Annotated in this window: 19 protein-coding genes and 1 pseudogene; 17 read left to right on the top strand and 3 right to left on the bottom strand. The window is 45.1% G+C overall.

Annotated elements, in window-relative coordinates; translation table 11 throughout:
- Positions 1 to 101: 101 nt before the first annotated feature.
- The 14 genes from GC093_RS16140 to GC093_RS16075 all read left to right on the top strand — a co-directional run bounded on the left by GC093_RS16140 (position 102) and on the right by GC093_RS16075 (position 16,068).
- Complete coding sequence (locus GC093_RS16140) at positions 102 to 1,946, top strand: copper amine oxidase N-terminal domain-containing protein (RefSeq protein ID WP_171652916.1); 1,845 nt, start codon at positions 102 to 104, stop codon at positions 1,944 to 1,946.
- Between the two features lie 419 nt (positions 1,947 to 2,365).
- Positions 2,366 to 2,698: a thioredoxin family protein gene (locus GC093_RS16135; protein ID WP_171652915.1), complete on the top strand. Its 333-nt coding sequence runs from the start codon at positions 2,366 to 2,368 to the stop codon at positions 2,696 to 2,698.
- 24 nt (positions 2,699 to 2,722) lie between these two features.
- Positions 2,723 to 3,325 carry a class I SAM-dependent methyltransferase gene (locus GC093_RS16130; RefSeq protein WP_171652914.1) on the top strand — a complete coding sequence of 201 codons (603 nt, stop codon included), beginning with the start codon at positions 2,723 to 2,725 and terminating at the stop codon, positions 3,323 to 3,325.
- Between the two features lie 434 nt (positions 3,326 to 3,759).
- Positions 3,760 to 4,860 carry an amidohydrolase family protein gene (locus GC093_RS16125; protein ID WP_246314534.1) on the top strand — a complete coding sequence of 367 codons (1,101 nt, stop codon included), beginning with the start codon at positions 3,760 to 3,762 and terminating at the stop codon, positions 4,858 to 4,860.
- Between the two features lie 14 nt (positions 4,861 to 4,874).
- A complete protein-coding gene (locus GC093_RS16120; RefSeq protein ID WP_312886545.1) occupies positions 4,875 to 5,792 on the top strand; it encodes an ABC transporter permease in 918 nt (305 codons plus the stop codon).
- Entirely contained in the window at positions 5,792 to 6,667 is an 876-nt protein-coding gene (locus GC093_RS16115; protein WP_171652913.1) for a carbohydrate ABC transporter permease, read from the top strand. Before GC093_RS16120 ends, GC093_RS16115 begins: the two co-directional genes overlap by 1 nt.
- Before the next feature lie 20 nt (positions 6,668 to 6,687).
- The gene (locus GC093_RS16110; RefSeq protein WP_171652912.1) at positions 6,688 to 7,083 is read left to right on the top strand and encodes a Rieske (2Fe-2S) protein; all 396 of its coding nucleotides are present in this window, start codon (positions 6,688 to 6,690) and stop codon (positions 7,081 to 7,083) included.
- A gap of 74 nt (positions 7,084 to 7,157) precedes the next feature.
- Entirely contained in the window at positions 7,158 to 8,648 is a 1,491-nt protein-coding gene (locus tag GC093_RS16105; RefSeq protein WP_171652911.1) for an extracellular solute-binding protein, read from the top strand.
- 111 nt (positions 8,649 to 8,759) lie between these two features.
- The gene (locus GC093_RS16100) at positions 8,760 to 11,066 is read left to right on the top strand and encodes a helix-turn-helix transcriptional regulator (protein WP_171652910.1); all 2,307 of its coding nucleotides are present in this window, start codon (positions 8,760 to 8,762) and stop codon (positions 11,064 to 11,066) included.
- A gap of 12 nt (positions 11,067 to 11,078) precedes the next feature.
- Positions 11,079 to 12,539, top strand: a complete 1,461-nt coding sequence (locus GC093_RS16095) for a glycoside hydrolase family 88 protein (protein WP_171652909.1) — start codon at positions 11,079 to 11,081, stop codon at positions 12,537 to 12,539.
- 229 nt (positions 12,540 to 12,768) lie between these two features.
- A complete protein-coding gene (locus GC093_RS16090; RefSeq protein ID WP_171652908.1) occupies positions 12,769 to 13,464 on the top strand; it encodes a response regulator transcription factor in 696 nt (231 codons plus the stop codon).
- Entirely contained in the window at positions 13,457 to 14,542 is a 1,086-nt protein-coding gene (locus GC093_RS16085) for a HAMP domain-containing sensor histidine kinase (protein ID WP_171652907.1), read from the top strand. Before GC093_RS16090 ends, GC093_RS16085 begins: the two co-directional genes overlap by 8 nt.
- A 97-nt stretch (positions 14,543 to 14,639) precedes the next feature.
- Entirely contained in the window at positions 14,640 to 15,503 is an 864-nt protein-coding gene (gene vanY / locus GC093_RS16080; RefSeq protein WP_171652906.1) for a VanY-A/VanY-F/VanY-M family D-Ala-D-Ala carboxypeptidase, read from the top strand.
- Positions 15,504 to 15,540: 37 nt separating this feature from the next.
- Entirely contained in the window at positions 15,541 to 16,068 is a 528-nt protein-coding gene (locus GC093_RS16075) for a VanZ family protein (RefSeq protein WP_312886544.1), read from the top strand.
- 52 nt (positions 16,069 to 16,120) lie between these two features.
- Here the strand turns inward: GC093_RS16075 and GC093_RS16070 are convergent.
- The 3 genes and pseudogenes from GC093_RS16070 to GC093_RS16060 all read right to left on the bottom strand — a co-directional run.
- Positions 16,121 to 16,516, bottom strand: a pseudogene (locus GC093_RS16070) (NAD-dependent epimerase/dehydratase family protein); the annotation flags it as partial.
- A 150-nt stretch (positions 16,517 to 16,666) separates the two neighbouring features.
- Positions 16,667 to 17,140, bottom strand: coding sequence for a DinB family protein (locus tag GC093_RS16065; protein WP_171652905.1), 474 nt, complete (start codon positions 17,138 to 17,140; stop codon positions 16,667 to 16,669).
- A 174-nt stretch (positions 17,141 to 17,314) separates the two neighbouring features.
- Complete coding sequence (locus GC093_RS16060; RefSeq protein WP_246314523.1) at positions 17,315 to 18,535, bottom strand: hypothetical protein; 1,221 nt, start codon at positions 18,533 to 18,535, stop codon at positions 17,315 to 17,317.
- Between the two features lie 470 nt (positions 18,536 to 19,005).
- Here GC093_RS16060 and GC093_RS16055 point away from each other — a divergent pair, with 470 nt between their 5' ends.
- The 3 genes from GC093_RS16055 to GC093_RS16045 all read left to right on the top strand — a co-directional run bounded on the left by GC093_RS16055 (position 19,006) and on the right by GC093_RS16045 (position 21,597).
- Positions 19,006 to 19,956: a D-2-hydroxyacid dehydrogenase gene (locus GC093_RS16055; RefSeq protein ID WP_246314521.1), complete on the top strand. Its 951-nt coding sequence runs from the start codon at positions 19,006 to 19,008 to the stop codon at positions 19,954 to 19,956.
- Between the two features lie 86 nt (positions 19,957 to 20,042).
- Positions 20,043 to 20,990 (top strand): helix-turn-helix transcriptional regulator, encoded by a 948-nt coding sequence (locus GC093_RS16050; RefSeq protein WP_171652903.1) that lies wholly within the window; start codon positions 20,043 to 20,045, stop codon positions 20,988 to 20,990.
- Positions 20,991 to 21,057: 67 nt separating this feature from the next.
- Positions 21,058 to 21,597 carry a DinB family protein gene (locus tag GC093_RS16045; protein ID WP_171652902.1) on the top strand — a complete coding sequence of 180 codons (540 nt, stop codon included), beginning with the start codon at positions 21,058 to 21,060 and terminating at the stop codon, positions 21,595 to 21,597.
- Positions 21,598 to 21,608 lie beyond the last annotated feature (11 nt).

Below are 21,608 nucleotides of genomic sequence, written 5' to 3'. Positions count from 1 at the left end.
AAGACTAGTAAGTACAGCTTCAATTTTAATAGTGAATGGTATAATATAGAAAGATAAAAAAGTGGCCTTAATAATAGAGGAATAAGGAAGAGGCGAAAAGAATGAAGCTCAAATTATCGATCATCATGGTCATCCTTCTGTCTTCTCTGATGAGTACGGTAGCCGCAGCAGCCGGCGGGGAGTCTGAACCTCACATAAGCATTCAGCGAATTCCCGTGGAGCATCCGGTGAAGAACGTCATCGATAATGCCGCCGCTTATCTGAATGGATGGAATAGTGTGATATCCCCCTTAGTGATGCAGGTGAACGCAGATGGCACGACTAGTGTGGCGGTCGCCGAAGAGAAAGGGCCAATCCATATTTATGAATTAGATGCGGATTATGGCGTCAACAAGCATTTGACCATCCGCCGGGAGCTTCCGCTCTTCGGCAGCTATGCGAAGGATAGGGAAGGCAATTATTACATTCTGTTTGGACAAGAGCTCGAAGAGAATCAGGAGAAGGAGACCGCCATTCTCCTCGCTAAGTATCGATCTACGGGTGAGAAGGTCAGCGAGTTACTCATATCCGGTGACGATCCGGATACCTTCTGGAGCGATAAATATTGGGGGGTAAAAACGCCCTTTGCGAATGGAAATTGCAAGCTGGTCATCAACGATCAAACGATAACCGCGTATTTCGGCAGGCTGATGTTCAAGTCATCCGTGGATGGATTAAATCATCAGGCGTCTTTTGGGTTTGCCGCTTCGACTGATACCATGAAGAGAGTCTTCGATGCCAATGGAAGGTTCTCAGCATCGGCCGGACATTCCTTTGACCAGGCGGTGCTTTATGACGGTCAGGATCTGCTTTTTGTTGATCAAGCCGATGCCTCACCGAGAGGGTTCACATATTCCAAGCGGTCGTTGAAGGGGCAGCGCCTACAGAACTGGTACATTCCGTTCAAGTTTAAGCAGGGGAAGGTCTATCAATATACGTATGCCCAATTGGGGGGCGTGGTCTCGACAGGAAAGCAGTACTTGTTCGCAGGAGCATCGGAGATGACGGATAGGATCGACCCTGCATCGGAGCGCCAGAATGAATCGAGGAATGTTTATCTGCAGACAGTCAGCCGGTCGCTGGATCAGCATAGCGAACCGATCTGGATTACAGATTATACCGATATGAAAGAGGAGAATGCCGCACATTCGAAGCTGCTGAGTCTTGGCGGCGACAAGTACCTGGTGCTCTGGGAGAAGCAGAAGGAGACAGGATTCGGTAGCGAAAGCAGCTACATCACGACCTACATGGCCCTCGTGAACGGCCAAGGCAAGGTCCTTAGAACGGAAGAGATGCCGGGGATTCGTCTGGGCATCGGCGTAGAGATTCATTACAACCCGGTGAGACAATCCGTTCAATGGGCGGTCAGTGACGAGCGCTCAGTGAAAGTCTATGAACTAAAGCCGTTGGTTTATACGACGGGAACCCCTCCTATGGAGCACCAAATTGTGGTAAAAGTCGTGAACGATGCACCGCCCAAAGCGTTCGATGAGAACGACATTGGCATTCGCTTGAATGGGAAATACGTGGACGTGAATCCGAAGGCAAAGCTGGTGGACGGATCGACGTTCATACCCCTACGGGGCGTGTTAGAGGCCATGGGGGCTACCGTGAGATGGTCACCTCCGCCAAGCGGCGTATTGAATTGGAAGGGAGAAAGCTCGAAGCCGGATTACCTCGGTACGGTGAAGATTGTCCGGGGGGCCACCACGATCGAGCTCTACGTAGGTACGGCGCGAGCGATCATCAATGGGGAATTAGCAATGCTGGCGGATGCTTCATTCATCTCAGAGGAAGGGTCCACCTACATTCCGCTTCGACTCGTCAGCGAAACACTGGGGGTGCAGGTGCAGTGGGAGCCTGAACGCTGGACGGCGGTTATTGATACGTTGAACGGCGCGCGTTAATCTCTGCTCAGCAGCTTATGTAGGAGCTGCGTTAAGCTGTTGCCTCCAGACTTTTCACATATGCAGCTTTTTTCATCGATTTACAGATGCTTGGTGATTTCTTTGCTGGTGCATCTTATCACGACTGACTTAAATATTTTAAGAGCCTCCCGGATTAGGGAGGCTTTTTCCAGTCGTTTGTTTCGAAGGAACTATCCATCATTGCTTCATATTCTCCCGGCCTACTAAAAGTAGGCCAGCGGAGTCATTGAAAACCAGCCACAACCTATAAACAAACCTGCCTCTCCAGTGGATTCAGGATACTGTCACGCTTTATATCCAACGGACGGTAGATGGGTTAGGGATATCGGCATGGCCCCGTGGTAATAATTAGCATGAGAAGCCGGATGGACATGAACCATGAACCATAGGAGGGACTTATGAGAGAATTCGAGCTATTAACGAGTATTGAGTCAGCGAATGAGTTTATCCAACATCATAAATTGTCATTTCTCTATATTACTAGTACTGAATGCAGCGTCTGTCACGCATTACAGCCGCAAGTTCAGAAATTAATGATGAAATATCCGGAAATCCAACTGGGGACCCTAAATGCACAAGAAGTAAAAGAAGTCGTTGGAAGCTTCTCTATTTTCACTGTGCCTGTTTTGTTGCTTTTTGTGGAGGGGAAAGAATCTATACGTGAAGCGAGAATTGTGCATATGGATCTATTAGACGAAAAGCTCAGCAAAATTTATAACATGGTGATTTAATTGACTGTCCTAAGGAGAAGAAAATTGATGGATCAGTGGAACGAGCGATTTGGATCGAACGAGTATGCATATGGCGAGCAACCAAATCCCTTTATCAAAGACCAAGCACACCGATTGAAAGGGAAGCGAATCGTGGCTTTTGCAGAAGGAGAAGGCAGGAACGCGGTATTTCTGGCAAGGCAAGGATATCAGGTGACGGCGTGGGATTATGCGGTGAATGGATTGAAGAAAACAGAAAAGCTGGCGGAACGATTCCAAGTGAAGGTGGAAACCGGGTTAAAGGATTTACTGCATGATCCAGTGCCTTCGGAGTCTTATGACGGTGCCATTATGATATTTGGCCACTTTCCAAAAGCGGATCAAAGGAAAGTAATTGACAAATTGCTCGCTGTCGTAAAACAAGGTGGCATTGTCATGTTGGAGGTCTATTCGGAAGAACAGATTCGTTATCAATCCGGCGGTCCTAAATCAGTCGATATGCTCTATAATCCTGTAGATGTACTGGCATGGACTAGTGGTTATGAAATGCTGCATTTTTTTTACGGAGAACAAAGGAGAGATGAAGGTCTATTTCATACCGGAACGGGGCATGTGATCCAAGTCATTTTAGCAAAGAATTCGCTATAATCCCGTGAGGTGCGGATTCAAGAGCAGAAGCAAACGCCGGAACTAAAGCGTACTGGCTGAAAAACGAAGCGAACCTCAAAACAGAGTAAAAAGAAACTCTACAAGACAGCAACTGACCGCAACGTACCAGAACATGAAGAAGATCGCCAACATCCTAGCCAAGAAGGCGGGATGATAGGCGATCTTCTTTTTTGTACTCACGTAGTGTTCGTCTTTTGGAGCTAAAAGGAATGGATTAGCTAACATGCCGCTTTGGCTGAATAGATCCTCCTGTCACATAATGATTCCATGTGTGTAGATAGAGATTATAGCTGCCTGAAGAATCGCATAAGATCAACACTTTCCAGCTGTCACGCAATGATTATAGCCGGAAAGTGCTCACCGGGATAAGATGATTAGCAGGGCAATGCCACAACGAAGAAGAGGTGTAATAGTTGGAGAATACAAACGTGAACTCGGATAATAAGACGGTGTTGATTGACACCGATGTGCATAACGGGATCAAAGACCCGCGGGAGCTGCTTCCTTATTTAAATAAGCCATGGCACAAGCAATGGCTTGGTGCAGGAACCGGTGTAGGTCAACCCTTCTACACACCGGTGGGTGTGCTTAGAAGAGATGCTATTCCGGATGAAGGTGGGCCCTCCGGCAGTGATCCGGTATTTATGGTTAAGGATCATATTGAGCGATACGGTTTTGACTACGTGATATTAACCGGGCAAAACGTGCTTGAAATGTCGCTCAATCCGGATATTGATTACGGGAATGCGGTGGTATCCGCTTATAACGATTATTTGATTGACCAATGGCTTTCTGTGGATCCCCGATATAAAGGAGCGATGGTGATCAACCATTCTGATCCGCAGTATGCGGCAAGGGAAATCGAGCGTATCGGTGTACATCCCGATATAGTAGAAGTCGTTATGTGCAGCGGCTCTACACGCCTATACGGGCATCGCTGCTTCCATCCGATCTATGAGGCAGCGGAAAGGATCGGCTTGCCGGTAGCTATCCATCCGGGCACAGAAGGCCGAGGCATTGCGGGTGCACCTACACCATCCGGCTATCCGTCCCGATATATGGAATGGCATAACATTCTCCCGACCAATTATATGTCTCATATTAATAGCCTGGTATGTGAGGGAGTTTTTGAGAAGTACCCGGGGTTGAAGGTAGTCGCGATCGAAGGCGGTATCGCATGGTTACCTCATCTCATGTGGCGAATGGATAAGAACTATAAGGCGCTGAGGGATACAACACCATGGCTAAAAAAGATGCCTTCGGAATATATCCAAAAGCACGTCTATCTGACAACACAACCGATCGAGGAGCCAAGCGAGCCTGAACAACTCGGACAGCTCATTCAAATGTGTAAAGCGGAGGATCGCATCATGTACTCAAGTGATTACCCTCATTGGGATTTCGATCATCCTAAGCTGGCGCTTTCTGCATTTCCGAAAGACATTCGCGCCAAAATCCAAGGTGGAAACGCAGCCGCTTTATATGGCTTGCACAAGAAGGCAAATTTGAAGTAAGGGGGGGTGAATTAGTGAAAACATCCAGATTAAGATTGTTAGTAGATATCCGGCGTGATCATTGGCTCTATATTATGGCCTTGCCAGGTATTCTTTATTTTATCATATTCAAGTACTGGCCAATGGGCGGTATTATTATTGCATTTCAGGATTTTTTCCCGTTTTCGGGTTTTTTCGGAAGTCAATGGGTAGGGATGAAGCATTTTAACCGTCTATTCGACGATCCTGATTTCTTCATGCTGCTGCGCAATACATTGATGTTATCCGTGTACCAACTGGTGTTCGCATTTCCTGTGCCGATTATTTTATCCCTAATGCTGAATGAATTGCGTCGGGAGTGGTTCAAGCGCTCTATTCAGACATTAGTGTACGTTCCGCACTTTATGTCTTGGGTTGTTGTTGTCTCTATGTTTTTCGTCATTTTCGAGTCGCCGCGAAGTATTTTCCAATCCCTTATCGAATCATGGGGCTTTCAAAACTTCTCGATTATGATGGATTCCGGACTGTTCCGCCCTATGTACATTTTACAGGTTATTTGGCGGGATAGCGGGTGGGGAACGGTTATTTATCTGGCTGCACTGGCGGGGATCAGTCCGGAGCTGTATGAAGCAGCTAAAATAGACGGAGCGGGTCGTTTTCGTCAAATCTGGCATATTACACTGCCGGGAATCCGCAGTACCATTGTTATTCTTCTCTTGCTGAAGCTAAGCGATATTCTGGATACAAGCTTTGAACATGTCTTCAATCTTGTTAATTCCTTGAATCGTGAAGTCGGCGAAGTATTCGATACCTATGTGTACCGTGTCGGGTTAATCAACGGACAACTCAGCTATGCGACCTCTATCGGACTATTTAAGGGCGTCGTAGGCTTGCTCCTTGTCATCTTTGCAAACTGGCTTGCCAAAAAATTCGGCGAGGAGGGTCTCTACTAATGGGCCATAAAAGCTTTGGAAGGAATCTATTCGATGTCATTAATGTGACCCTGCTCATTTTGTTTGCACTAATTACGATTGTACCGTTTATTCATGTCATTTCGAGCTCCTTTGCATCGGTTGCCGAGTATAATTCAAAAACCTTCCTGTTGTTTCCAACGGAGTTCTCACTGAAGGCGTATGAGTACATTTTCACTACGAATGCACTGCCTAAGAGCTTGGGAATCACATTATTTATCACAATTGTCGGCACCCTTATTTGCTTGTTATTTACAACCTTATTAGCTTATCCTTTATCGCGCCGGCGCTTTCACTTTCGGCGTACGATGATGTTCCTCGTTGTATTCACGATGATTTTCCACGGAGGAATGATTCCGGAGTATCTGGTGGTTAAGGCGCTTGGACTTCTGAATTCGTACTGGTCACTGATATTACCGAGGGCGATTATCGCATTCTATCTCATCATCATGATCAACTTTTTCAAGAACATTCCTGAGGAGATTGAAGAATCGGCTAAAATGGACGGCTGCGGGGATTTACGTGTGTTTTTTCAAATTATGATCCCGCTTTCCCTACCAGCGATTGCCACTTTAACTTTGTTTTATGCCGTGTTCCAGTGGAATACTTACATGCATGCGATCTTGTATATTAACGATACTGGAAAATGGCCGATTCAAGTTTTGCTCAGACAGATTGTTATGGTCTCTCAGGCAGGCTTCGTCGAGCAGGGCTCTGTAGAAGGTGAGTCCTCGATCCCGCCGGAAACAGTGAAGATGGCTGTGATCACGGTTGCGACCGTACCGATCCTGCTTGTTTATCCGTTCTTACAAAAGCATTTCGCTAAGGGTGCTTTAGTTGGCTCAGTGAAGGGCTAATCAACAGGAGGAACAAATCCATGGAAAAATATTGGGTAGCCAAAAAAGATGAAATCGTTGAAGGTACCTGTAAAATCGTCAAAGTCAAAAACTCCGAATTTGGAATTTACAAGGTTAAGGGTGAGTACTACGCTTGGCGCAATGCTTGCCCGCACTTCGGAGCTCCCGTATGTAAAGGCGTCATTACCGGCACACGTTTGCCTTCCAAAGTATATGAGTATGAGCTTGGGCGTGAGAATGAAATTGTCAGATGCCCGTGGCATGGCTGGGAATTCGATCTGATTACTGGAGAGCATCTTGTTGATCCGGGGAACAAGCTTCGTCAAGGCAAGATTGGCTATGCCGGTGCAGAGCAGGAACGCTTAGGGAAAGCTGATTTGGAAATGCAGTCGGATGATATTTATATTTGGTTGTAAAGGTTTTAAAGCTGCTAGTATCATAAAGCTGGGAGCCTAAAAATAGATGTACAGCATACTAAGGAGGAATTTTAGTGAAAAACAGAAAAATGTGCAAAGCAGGGGTCCTGCCACTCAGTATTGTTCTTACCTTATCCGCTATTGTCTCAGGCTGTGGAGCATCTAACGATGCATCAGGCACATCGAGCCCTACGGGAAGCCCGGCGGTGAGCAGCCCGACAGCGCCGACAGGACCTGCAAAGGTATCGATGCTAAACGTGTATTTATCCAATACGGCTCCTAAGCAGGATGGACCGATTGTCAAAGAAACCGAGCGCATCGCGAATGCCAAGCTTGATATTACATATGTCCCGTTCAACGTGTACAGTGAAAAATTAAATGTTACGATGACCTCGGGCGAGATGCCGCAGGCGATCATGGTCGAAAACCCATTCATTACATCGATTCTAAACGGCGTACGATCCGGTATGTTCTGGGATCTAACTCCGTACCTTAATGAATTCCCTAATTTGAAAAACTATGATAAACAAATTTTGAGCAATCTTGCTATTGAAGGCAAATATTATGTAATTCCGCGTCCGCGTCCGCTTGTTCGGCTGGCTACGATCATTCGCAAGGATTGGCTCGACAATGTAGGGCTCTCGGAGCCTAAGACAGTCGATGAATTCTACAATGTATTGAAAGCGTTTAAAGAAAAGGATCCGGACAAAAACGGTGTCAATGATACGTACGGCCTCATGGTCTACGAGAACAGTATTCCAACTGAAATATTTGCATGGTTTGGTGCGCCGAACAACTGGATGGTAGATAAGAACGGGAGCTTTATCAAGGATGTAGAAACCAAAGAATACCGGGAAGGGCTTAAATTCGTTCGCAAGTTATACCAAGAAGATTTAATCAATAAAAATTTCGCCATCGTCGTTCGTAATGAAGCGAGAAAAGATCTGTATAACAACAAGGTTGGGTTCAGTATCGAATCGATCGATGCGGTTGTCCCGTTCTACTACTTCCAGATGGAAGATACGAAAAATCACTATAAAATGACTGTAAGTCCGCCGATCAACGGCAAATCGTACGCAGCTACAGGACACTACGGCGGTGCGCTTATATCGAAAACCAGCGTAAAAACAGAAAAAGAGCTGCGGGAGGTGCTTCGTTATTTCAACGCAGTCAACAGTACAGAGTCCAAAGCGGAATTTGTCCGCATTGCACAAGAAAACGAGAAAAAACCAGCGGCAGAACAATTCAATCTAGACGATCTTAAAAACTTGATTACGACAGATGCAGTTGTCTATCCGGTAGGATCGACAGATACCGATCAGATGCTGAAAACACGTATGGCTGAGCATGCTGCAGTAAGCGTTCCGGACCCGTCCACCGGATTGATCTCTTCTACCCAAACCGAGAAAAACGAGCAACTGAAGACGGTCCTCACGGATGCACGGACACAATACATTATGGGTAAAATCGATGACGCAGGCTATGATACGGCGATTGCGCAATGGAAAAAGGTCGGAGGAGATCAGGTGGCAAAAGAGCTGTCCGAGCTCTACAAAAAGAAGTAAACAAGAAATACAGGGATCGTATCCACGGATACAATCCCTCAGCTTCCCTCAAAAGGTTAGTATGGTATGATGGGTTGTGAAAGGTACTATGGGCAAGAGTGAGGGGACAACATGAGAATATTGCGGACGTCCAGCTTTTTCAAAAACTTAGTGCTGCTCAGCTGCATCATCGGGATATTTCCCATTATGCTGTTAGGCTATCTGTCTTATAATAAATCCTCTACGATTTTGCAAGAAGAGGTAGCGTCCAGCAAGCGCCTTATCCTGAAGCAGAACAAAGAAAAAGTAGAATACCTGCTCAAGACCATTGATACTTTAACGACACAAACCATTAGCGGGGCTGTCACGACGAATGCAGTCTCGATGCAGACGGTGCTGGACTATCCTTTTAATTACGAGTATCAAGATGTTTTTAATAAACTGATCTATGAGCTCGTTCAGATTCAAGTGTTTGAGTTAGGAATTCAAGATGTTCATTTGATGAGCTATCGACGGGATTGGATCGTTGAGGGCGGCGCTGTATATCCGATGAAGGACCGGCCTTTAATTGAGAAGCATGATGCTTATTTATCTAATTTGCACTCGCTGCTGAAGGCATATCGGGATGATTCACGCCGCTCCTATTGGAAGCTTATTCAGGATGAAAAGTCGGGGTATGTTTTGAAGCTGATTAAGCATATTCCATTGAATGCGATTAATCCTGATGGCATCATTACGGTCAATGTACCCCTGCAAGAGCTTAGCAAGCGCCTTACGGGTGATGCCGAACCAGGCAACACGTTGATTTTGGATGATACAGGAGCAGTGCTTGCGAGCTTGAAGACGAGGGATATTGGAAGTAGTGTGCAAGCAGAGGCGTATTATCAGCAAATTATAAACAGTGGAGAACAGGAAGGCTTTTTTTTCTATGAGCAGCAGGAACAGAAGTATGCTGTTCATTATAATCATGCCTTATACAACAACTGGATTTATGTCTCGATTACACCTTTAGAGCATTTGATGAGTAAATCAGACGCAATTAAGCTCTATACGATTATTTTTGCGGCCATTTTGATCGTACTCGTTATCACGAGTTCCTTCATCGTTTCCCACCGGCTTTATTTGCCGATAAATCGGATTTACCGCTCGATACAGCTGGACGGCAAGCAGAAGCAAAATAATGAGCTGAAATATATCAGTGAGCATTTGGTTAAGCTGGCACAGTCAAGTACAAGGCTAAAGGGCCAGATCGAGCAACTGCATAATCAGACTCGTGAATTTTTTGTATTCAAGCTACTGTTGGGTGATATGAAACTGGATTCGATTGTCGAGCAGCTCGAGCAGCATGACTTTCCAGCCAATTGGGATCAATGGTGTGTACTGGCGATTCAAATCGATACCTTGGAGGGAACGCAATACAGAGATAAGGATATTGACCTCATGCTCTTTGCAATTCGCAATATGATCGAGGAGCTGGTACCTCAGTCCATGCGTCTAAGTCCTATTATCCAAAGCCAGGGACTCGTTCTGATCCTTGGTGGCGGTTTGGATGAGGATACGCCATTTAATGTGCAGGTGTTCAATAGAACCGAGGAGATCCGTAAAAACGTCAAAGGTTATTTGAATCTAAAAATAAGTATTGGAATTAGCAGAAGGTACACGAACTTTATTTATGCACCGCTCGCACATCAAGAAAGCCTTGATGCACTTACTTATCGTGTGAGGCTCGGCTCAGAGTCGATTCTATTCATCAATGAAGTGGAGCCTGTCTCTGAGCAGACGTTCCGTTATCCCAAAGAGCTGGAATTTCAAATTATGGAGGCCATCAAGCAATCTAATCATGAGCAGACACAAGAAAGGCTGCATGCCATCATAGTCTATTTTTTCGAAAATCCTATTAATCATTATGATTATCAGCATTTTATAGGTCGGTTATTTAATAACTTAACAGGCCTGGTACAGGATGCGGGAGTGTCGGTGCAGGAGGTTTTCGAAAAGGAGACTTTCTACTCGGAAATGTTAGTGCGAATGCATACAGCCGAGCAGATCGAGGCTTGGTTGTGGAAGCAGGTTGTAAGGCCCCTTCTGACTTGGATGGAGGAACGTCAACTTAAGCAGCAGGTGAACATATCGATGTTGATTATTTCGGATATTGAGCAATATTATGATCAGGATTTAAGCATCGAAATGTTTGCGGCACGTCTTCATTACCATCCAAGCTATATTAGCCGTGTATTTAAAAAGGACACAGGCGTTAATTTCTCCGAATATTTATCGAATTATCGAATCGAAATCGCGAAGCGCTGGCTAATGGAAACGGACATGAAGATTTCGGATATCGCAGAAAAGCTTCATTACAGCACGGCCTCGAATTTCAATCGAAATTTTAAAAAGATCGTACAGATTACGCCGAGCCAGTATCGTGAGCAATTCAAATAGGGGGCGATAAGGATGGGACAGGTAACATATTTGCCCGCCCAGGCAGTAAAGACTTCTACGGCTGTATTGCCTGAAGGTAAACACATCTCCAGAGGCTGGAGTGCGGTATATCTAGGAGAAGGCCAGGACCGGATGGAATTGAAGTGGCGGACGAATGCCGGGCATCTCAAGCAGACAGCGGGACAAAGCAGCCGTTTGCGGATTACGGTTGCTTTAGATTATCGGGATGCCCGGCGGGTTGAAGTGACTCTTCTCCAGTCGAATGAGCTTATCGGGACCGTTGACATTCGCTACGCCTATGTATTTCAACCGTTCGAAATACTCCTTACCGCTGAGCAGACCGCCGCGGCACTGGCTGGGGGATTACGGCTGGAGCTAAAAGACGGGAAGCAGCCTTTATGGATTTTTGATTCCCTTAATGAGGCAGAGGAGCGCGTGTTTTTTACCCCCCATCTTGTCGTGGGAGAACCGGAATCACGAGTAGAGGAAGCCTTGAATACAATGCTTTCGCACCACTCCCTGCAGCCTTTTGGCTGGATGGAGGGCTGTGTTCTGGACGGACTGCACAGCTTGCGGCCACTTCTGGGGGCGGATCGTGTGGATCCCGTTCTGGATTTGCATTTCCGTCAGTTTTTTAATGACCATGGTGATTTGCTTTATGAGGATCTACACGGTCACAAGGCTGACGGTACGTTTACTACGATTGAAGCGACCCTGCCGCTTGCCGTTATTACGAAATACCGGCCTGACCATCCTGTGATTCATAAAGCCGTTGAGTTTTTTGAGGCTAGAGGTCTTAAGGGCGGTGGGGCTATCATGGATGAAGACATGGTGTCGGCAGAAGGCTCTTATACCGTGGCTTATCCACTTGCCGTTATGGCGAGACATCTTGAGCGCCGGGATATGGCTGAGCAGGCCATTGCACAGGTGCTGCTTCGTCGGGATTTCCTGGCACGGGATCAGCATGTCTATCTGCGTTATCTGCAGCGCTCTCAAGAGCACACGTTCCGCAGCTGGGCCAGGGCTTTCTCATGGTATTGCTTAGGTCTAGTCAAAACCTGCAGTGAGCTTAAAGATTCCCCTTTTGCGAGTCTGGCAGGGATTGCCGAGCTAGAGGCCGAGATTACCCGCATTGCACAGGCTGTAACAGATTGGAGACAGCCAAGCGGGCTGTGGTCTTGCTTCTTGGATGATGCAGCAACCGGAATTGATACTTCCGGCTCTGCAGGAATCTCTGCGGCACTAGCTTTGGCTGCCGGCCGCAATTTATTACCGGCTTCTTATATGGAGATCGCGAAGCATAATTTGCTGGAGCTGTCCTCCTATTTAACGCCGGACGGGATTCTGACGGGAGTTGCCCAGCATAATGCAGGCGGTATGGATCTGCAGCGCGGTGGGTACCGGGTTTGCTCACAAATGGGACTTGGACTATGGGCACAGTTGTATGCTTATGTGAATTTGGCAAGTGATTAAGAAGTTACGGGGAAGTTTACCATAAGTAGGGCGAAATTTTCAAAAAAGTTAAACGGACACTAAAGGGCACACCTATACTTCCGAGGTTGCCCTTTTTAAGTTTTTGGACCACTCTTTCTAGTAATAATTTCAATTAATAGAGGGGCGAAAAAAGGCTGAATCGGGTAGAATAAGAATGAACTGAATATAAATGTAGTCAAGGTTATTTTTATACAGGAGCGGGATATGGATGAAGCGTACCACGATTTTAATCGCTGATGATGAGGCGGAGATTGCGGACCTGATAGCGTTGCATTTAGAAAAAGAAGGATACCATCTTATCAAAGTATCCGATGGGAGAGAGGCTATTCATGCGATTCAATCTCAATCGATTGATTTGGCGATTTTAGATATCATGATGCCCAAGCTAGATGGTTATGAAGTGACCCGTCAAATCCGAGAACAGCATCATATGCCGATTATTTTTTTGAGTGCCAAATCATCTGACTTGGATAAGATAACGGGATTGGTGATGGGGGCCGATGATTATATGACCAAACCGTTCAACCCTATGGAATTGGTCGCTCGGGTGAATGCTCAGCTGCGGCGGTCCATGCTTTTGAACCAACCGACAACAGAAAATAAGTTAGTACTGGAAACCGGTGGATTGACCATTGATCCTGATCAACGGACAGTAATCCTATATGGCGAAAACATCGAGCTAACACCGAAAGAGTTTGATATTCTATATCTGCTAGTGGCGCATTCCAAGAAAGTCTTTAGTGTGGAAAATATTTTCCAACAAGTGTGGGGCGAAGCATACTATGAAAGTGGAAACACGGTCATGGTGCATATCCGTACCCTACGGAAAAAACTTGGTGAAGATAAAAATAAAAACAAATTGATCAAAACCGTTTGGGGGGTGGGATATACATTCAATGGCTAAAATGCTGCGAAGCTTTCGATCTAAAATGATTGTATTATTAGGCTTAAGTATGCTGTTGTCCGGTATTATCACCTTTGCACTCTATAAAGTTCTTCAGCTTTATTATGAGGGAGTTCGGGCTGAAGATTCATTAGCTAAGTTTCGCCACATCATATACAACTTTGGGGATCTTAATTTCTTTTTGATTATTTTTATTCCGCTTGCCATTTTGTTTTTCTTTTTCCTCACCAAACCGTATGCAACTTATTTTAATGAAATATCGACGGGCATTCATCGTCTTGCTAATGGCGATTTTAAAAGCCGCGTTCAAATTTTATCCAATGACGAGTTCCAGGATATTGCGGAAGACATTAATGTGGCAAGTGAAAAGCTGCAAAAGGCGGTAGAAAGAGGGGATTTTGCAGAAAGCAGCAAGGACCAGCTGGTCTTGAATTTAGCTCACGATTTGCGTACGCCGCTGACTTCTGTGTTAGGCTATTTAGATTTTATTCTTCAGGACGATCAATTGACTACGGAACAAATCAAACATTATACGACCATTGCTTTCACCAAGTCTCGACGCCTGGAAAAGCTGATTGATGAACTATTTGAAATCACTAGAATGAACTACGGGATGCTAACAATTGAGAAAAAACAAATCGATCTGAGTGAACTTCTCATCCAAATAAATGAAGAATTGTATCCTGTTTTTGAGAAAAATCAACTGATTACTAGATTGACTATAACTCCACATTTGGATATTTGGGGTGACGGTGAGTTGTTGGCACGTGTATTTGAAAATCTTCTGACTAATGCCACTCGTTATGGAAAAGACGGCCAGTTTGTAGATATCAACTGCCAGCTTGATGCAGGATATGCGGTGGTTCAAGTAGTCAATTATGGCGACAGTATTCCCCAGGAAGAGCTGCCACATCTGTTTGATATGTTTTATACCGGGGATCGGGCTCGAACTCATCAAGGGGGAAGCACAGGCCTCGGCTTGTTTATTGCGAAGAATATTGTGGAGCAACATAGTGGAATAATTTCCGTCCAAAGCAGCTTGATTCGTACGCTCTTTGAAGTGCGTTTACCGCGATAATTTAAGAAATTTAAGAAAAATTTTATATTTGCCCCACTCTTTATTTAAATACTTTTCCTTATCCTGAATGCATGCAAGGTTAAGGAGGAAACTGAGGATGAAGAAGTGGGTTTTTTGGCTTGTCCTACTTTTGCTGCTAGGTTATGAAGCTATTCAACAGAAATCGGAAGTCCCAAACGAGGACCAAGGTAAAGCAGACCCTGTCGCCCAAGAGGTGACATCCCAAAAGAAGGATCTAACGGTGAAAGTGGAAAGAGATCAGATTTATCAAGGAAATCTAATATTGGTTAATAAGGAGTATCCTATACATCAATTGGGTATAAAATCAGATGTGGTCAAGCTGGCTCAGCATAAGGAGCTGGTAAAGGGTTATGGTCTGCTGGATAACACAATCCGGTTATCACAAAGTGTGGCTCAAACATTTTCAACAATGATCCAGGCTGCTGAAAAAGATGGGGTTCGGCATTTTTTGATTAGCAGCGGTTATCGGGACACCAAAGAACAAAGCCAGCTTTATAAAGAAATAGGTGCAGATTATGCTTTGCCGGCGGGCTACAGCGAACATAACTTAGGTTTATCCCTTGATATCGGATCTTCTCAAATGGAGATGAATCAAGCGCCTGAAGGAAAGTGGCTGGAGAAACATGCGTGGAAATACGGATTTATTTTACGTTATCCCAAGGACAAAACGGCCATCACAGGTATTCAGTATGAACCCTGGCATTTTCGCTATGTTGGTTTGCCGCACAGCGTGATTATGCAGCAAAAGAATCTGTCTTTGGAGCAATATTTGGATTTCCTGAAAGAAAAAAAGACTATTTCAACTACGGTTGATGGTAAGAAATACGAGATCTCTTATTATCCTATTTCCAAAAACACGACCCTTCTTGTGCCAAGCAATAGTCGCTTTGAGGTGTCAGGCAACAACATGGATGGCGTCATTGTGACCGTGATTCCATGATGTGCATGCAAGAGTCTCAAGAAGGTGAGGATGCGGAGTGAAAAAATCGAAATTAATGAATGGTATTATGGTACCAGCCCTATTTGCTTTGTATGTGTATGCAGTATTTAAGGTCATTCTATTTAAGTTCGGTTCAATAGATATACCCTTCCTTTGGCATCAGCTTCAGAGAAATTTGGAAAACCCTGTTCATATCAAGACTCGATTGCAATTAGCGAATTTTGTTCCACTCGAATCCATATCCAATAACATACAAGGTCTGTCCAGCCATGATCTAATCAATTTGTTTGGGAATATCGCGGTATTCATGCCGTACGGAATTTTCCTTTTATTAATGTCCAATAATCAAAGGATGTCACTCATTGGTGTGTTCACTCGATCATTGGGCTTAAGCTTATGCTTGGAATGCTTACAGGTCGTTTTTTCTATCGGAAGCTTTGATGTTGATGATCTCATTCTAAACGTATCTGGGGGCTTGCTTGGCTATGGTGTTTTCAAGTTTTACACTAAGTTTACGGTAGTTATGTTAAGCGTTATCCAAGATAGGGATAGGACTGCTATTTAGCCGTCATACCGAGTAAAGAAGAAGCGTATCACAAGTAGGTGGGGTCTATGGTGAAGGGACCAAGATGCGCGCCATACTCCTTGTAGCCTTGCATCAGACTAATATGCTGGAGGTTCGGGGCGATCGGTTCGATCGCATTGACCACGTTTACGAGCATGGCCAAGTTTGGCGGAACCAGTTCGGCCCATGTTGGGCGATCTTGATAAGCGCCGTAGAAGATATGGGTGACTTCGGTTAGGTTGCCCAGCTTCGCGTGGGTATCCTCTTCATTAAGCAGATCTACCGCCACGTACCGCAATTGGCTAGAGTCTTCTCCACCACGCCGCGAAATTCCAATGATATTCCACTCGGGTAGCGTCATCAGATAATCGATGAGATTCCGTCCGATCACTCCGTTAGCACCAACTACAAGAGCTGTTTTTTGTGTTTTAGTTTCTTCTGGTTTCATAGGGTATTCCTCCTCTTCTTATTATGGTTATTGTAGGGTAGAGGAGGAAGTTTGAGAAGTACGCACTTTGAACTCATATAGTTACTTGAAAGTCATATAGGGCTCGTAACTGTCGGCGGTGTTAATGAAGTACACCGATCAACCATGATCTCACGGTTTATAGGTAATTTGCTTAACTAGACCTGAAATCACACCCAAATGTACGGCCTCGTGGATAAAGGCGAAGTTGAATACTTCAGCTGCTGTTTTGAACTCCAAGGGCCCCATGGCAAACGGAGGATTCAGCGTCTCATTTAGAGTCACTGGGGATACTTTCAACAGACTGTCATATTGTGCCGATAATTGTTGGAGCAGCTCTTCTTTGGTAGGTGGAGCTGCTGTCCAGTCGGCTGGTTTCGATCCGCTCATGAATAAATGGTTGTAAGCATCCGGCAGCTGGTAAGCAAGCGGTACGCTCGAAGCTAAGAACCAATTCAGCATAGTGATCTGATGACCGATATTCCATCTGATAGTATTGCTAGCTCCTCCCGGCTGCGTATCGAACAGCTCCTCGGGAATTGCTTGAACGGAACTAATGACAAGCTGACGTACAGTTAATGCGGTTTGGATGCTGGCTTGAGACATGGGATATTCCTCCTAATGGGTTTGTTTGGCTGCTTTACAGGACCGATCTTAACCCACAAAGCACTGCCAAACCCATACATTTCACTGCCTTTCACTGCCAATTTCATTAAAAACAGAAAAAATGGCGATCATTCCCCCAAAAAATGATAGGGGATGACCGCCACGCAGGAATCGTTATTTACTTTTCAAAAAATTAACTGAGGCCCTATCTTTCAAGCTCAACGCGATAACTCTCGCGCCAGCATTTTGCCAATTATACAAGGTGCGCTCGGGCACATTTGTGCGGAACCATTCCAAAGCGGCTCTTGACGGGGCATCCAAATGCTCAGACGAATAACGCAGGCTATAAGGCTTGATGCCTACAATATATGGGAAGTAGAGCACGTTGAAATATCTCCATTCATCGGTAGTGCCGAATTCCTCATCTCCACGCGGCTTTAATTGATGGATGATTTCCAATAACACGGACTTTAACTCAATTGCCCGCTCAAGCACCTCATTTGTTGCACCACGCTCCTGTAATCGCGTATCTATCCATTTCAATTGTGTCAACGGATTTGATGCTAGTCGTTGAAAGTCGCCAATATGGCTTAAGGCTCGCCGCGTGAAACGATATAAATCCTCCTCATTCATCTCTTCAGGTACCGATTCTTCGTCTACAATAACTTGAATGCTCTCCTCGAGTCTTAAACGTGAACGCGCTTGGCGGAGCCTGGGGAAAGTCATGAATGCAATGTTATCCAGAAGGGTCCGAATCGGATACGCAAACACTTGGAACGATATGGACACGGCGATGCTGATTAAGAGTAACGTAACCATCTTAAAGTTAAAACCTATACCCCACTGAATGACCAGAGCCACCTGTCCGGAAAAAAGTAGCGTAAAAAACACAGAGTAATCAAACGAACGGAAAAAATCAGGCAGCCAAGATTCCCCTTGGTTCTTAATTTCAGTTACCATGACGCAGGATGCAAACAGCAGCAGCCCGATGCCGTTTCCGACGTAACCCCATAATTTCCATGAGCCATCCTGTGAGACGAGTATCAAAACGGTCATACAGGCAAATAAAATAAGCGGCAGATACAATAATGTGTGATGGATTCCCGTTCCCGGAATCTTTGCTCCGTAAGAAATGGCTCCCCACAGAGAAAGGGTGATTGTGACGAAAAGAATGATGCATACAATCGCTTGATAAGTGATTGCATAAACGTTTGGAGTCATAACGCATAGCAGCCAGATACTGCTAAATAGAGCCAGTGCCAGTGCTCCATATTTCCAAATAGTCCATAGAACATTATGCTTGCCTTCGTTTTCGAAAGTATAGGAAATGATAACACCCAACCACAATATCAAGGGCAGAAATAGTGCGATGTCTTGAACCTTTAACAATATCATGCTTTGAAGATCTCCTTGAGCATAAGGCAACAACAGGGCTGTACCTAAACCCCAAGAGTGAACAAACAAACCGAGCCCAGCGAGGACTAAACGAACATTTCTAGTATCCCTATTAAAGATATATAATCCGAACCAAAATATAGCTCCAAAGTATGCCAGCTGCAAAAACATCTACTTCGTCAACCTCCTCACCGTACGTCAACATATTGACATATAGAACGGCTGCCATATGGACATCCCTACTTTTGGATAAAAAAACCAGCACACCTAAGTATACGTGAAACTCCTAGTTGGGACAACAAAACACGGATTGCGTGAAAGGGCATTTGGGTGTCTAAAAGAGGCTGTCATAATTGGAGAGTCTCTTCCAAGCTTAGCTCCTTTTCGTAATTTAATTGAAACTGACTTATAATATAGTCTGAACTATTAGATTAATTACAGTACCTTTTACTCATCAGGGAGGAATCATTTTGAACAAGGCCATGCCCAACATACTGGTATATTACAACGAAGCTGAAAAATATGCGGCGATTCTTAAAGAGCATGGCTACACATCGGTAAAAACAGCCAAAACCTTGGACGAAGCATTGGTACATTTACCTGGAACGGAGATTATATTAGGCTGGAATTTCCCTTCGCATTTATTAGCGCAGCCTGAGGCTGCTACTGTACAATGGGTACAATCCACTGGGGCGGGCATTGACAACCTGGTCGCGGATCGAACCATTCCGGAGAAAATTGTGCTTACACGCATAGTTGATCAATTCGGCGGTATGATATCGGAATATGTATTTGCCTATCTATTATTACACTGCAAGGACATTCCAAGATTGCTGGCCGCTCAGGCTAATCGTGAATGGGATAAGTTCAGCCCCGGTTCCCTTGAAGGAAAAGTAATAGGGGTAGCAGGGCTCGGATCAATAGGCGTTGAAATTGTAAAAAAAGCGCGGGCTTTTCATATGAAGGTACATGGACTAAGCTTAAGTGGCAAAAATGCAGATATCGTGGATCGCCACTTTACAGCGGCGGATTGGAAAACATTTGTCAGCGAATTGGATTATTTGGTTCTTACCTTACCACTTACGTCTGAAACCCGACACGTAATCAATCGGGATATCCTGTTGTCGATGAAATCGAATGCTTGCTTAGTGAACGTAGGCAGAGGACAACTGATCGTAGAGAGTGACTTGATAGAGGTGCTGAAAGAAAAGCAGCATCAAACCGCTGTATTGGATGTTTTTGAAAAAGAGCCGTTGGATAAGGAAAATCCTTTATGGTCTTTATCCAATGTTTTTATAACGCCTCATTTGTCAGGCTTAAGCAAGATCGAAGAAGTAGGGCGCTTTTTTATCGATAATCTTCGGAGATTTGAGCAAGGGGCTTCGTTGCAAGGGATTGTCAATCGGGAACGGGGTTATTAGAAGGATAGGCATCTGAGAGTGCGGTAGCTGGCGCCACTTTAAGAGTTTTGCAATATACGATACGTTCTCATGAGGGAGGATGCAGCATGAACAAAACAGACCGTTTGTTAGCCATCGTGCTTGAATTACAGCGCAAAGGGGTTTTACGGGCTGAGGATTTGGCGGCTACATTTGAGACGAGCGTGAGGACCATTTATCGAGATATTCAGGCTCTTAGTGAAGCGGGGGTTCCAGTGGTCGGGGCTCCAGGATTGGGTTATTCCTTGATGGAGGGCTATTTCCTGCCGCCAATCAGCTTCACAGTGGAAGAAGCCGTGACATTACTCATTGGGACGGATTTTATCGAACAAAGATTCGACACCGACTATGGTACCAAGGCTCGAACCTCTCGTGAGAAAATTGAAGCCATCCTGCCGGGGCATGTTCGCAGTGAAGCATCTAGGGTGCGTAAGTCCATCCGACTTCTTGCTTCTGGTGAAGATATAACTCGCGAACAAGAGAAAGAGTACATCGAAACGATCCGTCGAGCGATATTGGAGGAGCGGCAAATAAGATTCGGTTATTCAAAAAGAATGCCCGAAGTCGATGGGAATCGTCAAAGCGTTCGTGTTGCTGCGCCTTATGGACTGGTGCTTGTCCGGGGATCATGGATGCTGATTGCACAGTGTGATTTGCGGCAAGAGATTCGCCATTTCCGGTTGTCTCGAATGACCGACCTTACCGTTCTGGAAGACCGATTTAAAGTACCGTTTGATTTTAATTTGCATGATTACGAGCCCGCCGATGACCGCAACATACGTGTGCAAATACGGGTGAATCCTGGGATTGCAGATAAGGTGAAGGAATCCAATAACTTTTACATGGATTCAGTAGAGGACCATGCAGATGGTCTGCTTGTGAACTTTCGAGTCCGTCAGCCCGAGGAGTTATTGCACTGGGTGCTCGGCTGGGGAGCAAATGTCGTTGTGCTGGAGCCGGAATCCTTCCGAAATCAGGTTCGTGATGAAGCTGAACAAATGTTAAAACGCTACTGACACATTGTTGTCAGTAGCGTTTTTGTATACTCAGGTTGGATGATAATAAAGGAGCTGTTTGAAGGATATGAACACAACTGAAGCATTACAGCGGTTTGAAGAAATTGCGAATCACTATATTCATGAATTAGATCATTTCAGTATGGATCAATTGAAGCGTCAGCCAAGCGAGAATGAGTGGTCTCTTGGTCAAATGTATCAGCATCTGATTAACTCGGCTCTTTATATGCAGCTTCGTAATATTGATCATTGCATGGAGTCAAGAGGGGATTCTGTTGCCACTGCAGCGGAAATAACAAGGGAGGTTGCGGCGATGTTTGATCAAGGGAGCTTCCCTCCCGTACGAATTCAAGTCCCGCCTTCCCCACAATATACACCCAAGCAACCGGAAAGCAAGGAACTGTTGATCCAAGGATTAAACACGGTTATCCGTCAAATGAAACAAATCGAGCCAACGCTTGAAAAGGCATCCCTGCAAAATACGGTCTCTCATCCCCGATTCGGTGCGCTGCATGCGAAACAATGGTTTTTGCTCGTTGAAATGCACTACCGCCATCATCTTCTACAAATGGATCGTTTGAAAAAAGCTTTAGAAAGTACCGTATAGATAAGATGAAA

The sequence above is a fragment of the Paenibacillus foliorum genome, from assembly GCF_013141765.1.
Taxonomy (GTDB): domain Bacteria; phylum Bacillota; class Bacilli; order Paenibacillales; family NBRC-103111; genus Paenibacillus_S; species Paenibacillus_S foliorum.
The sequence above is the reverse complement of the archived record's forward strand: the minus strand, read 5'-3'. Positions and strand labels throughout refer to the sequence as shown.

Excerpts from the sequence above, each read along its gene's own strand:
- GC093_RS16135 (WP_171652915.1), top strand. The coding sequence starts at position 2,366 with ATGAGAGAATTCGAGCTATTAACGAGTATTGAGTCAGCGAATGAGTTT.
- GC093_RS16090 (WP_171652908.1), top strand. The coding sequence starts at position 12,769 with ATGAAGCGTACCACGATTTTAATCGCTGATGATGAGGCGGAGATTGCG.
- GC093_RS16095 (WP_171652909.1), top strand. The coding sequence starts at position 11,079 with ATGGGACAGGTAACATATTTGCCCGCCCAGGCAGTAAAGACTTCTACG.
- GC093_RS16060 (WP_246314523.1), bottom strand. The coding sequence starts at position 18,535 with ATGATATTGTTAAAGGTTCAAGACATCGCACTATTTCTGCCCTTGATA.
- GC093_RS16100 (WP_171652910.1), top strand. The coding sequence starts at position 8,760 with ATGAGAATATTGCGGACGTCCAGCTTTTTCAAAAACTTAGTGCTGCTC.
- GC093_RS16045 (WP_171652902.1), top strand. The coding sequence starts at position 21,058 with ATGAACACAACTGAAGCATTACAGCGGTTTGAAGAAATTGCGAATCAC.
- GC093_RS16140 (WP_171652916.1), top strand. The coding sequence starts at position 102 with ATGAAGCTCAAATTATCGATCATCATGGTCATCCTTCTGTCTTCTCTG.
- GC093_RS16050 (WP_171652903.1), top strand. The coding sequence starts at position 20,043 with ATGAACAAAACAGACCGTTTGTTAGCCATCGTGCTTGAATTACAGCGC.
- vanY (WP_171652906.1), top strand. The coding sequence starts at position 14,640 with ATGAAGAAGTGGGTTTTTTGGCTTGTCCTACTTTTGCTGCTAGGTTAT.
- GC093_RS16085 (WP_171652907.1), top strand. The coding sequence starts at position 13,457 with ATGGCTAAAATGCTGCGAAGCTTTCGATCTAAAATGATTGTATTATTA.
- GC093_RS16110 (WP_171652912.1), top strand. The coding sequence starts at position 6,688 with ATGGAAAAATATTGGGTAGCCAAAAAAGATGAAATCGTTGAAGGTACC.
- GC093_RS16065 (WP_171652905.1), bottom strand. The coding sequence starts at position 17,140 with ATGTCTCAAGCCAGCATCCAAACCGCATTAACTGTACGTCAGCTTGTC.
- GC093_RS16115 (WP_171652913.1), top strand. The coding sequence starts at position 5,792 with ATGGGCCATAAAAGCTTTGGAAGGAATCTATTCGATGTCATTAATGTG.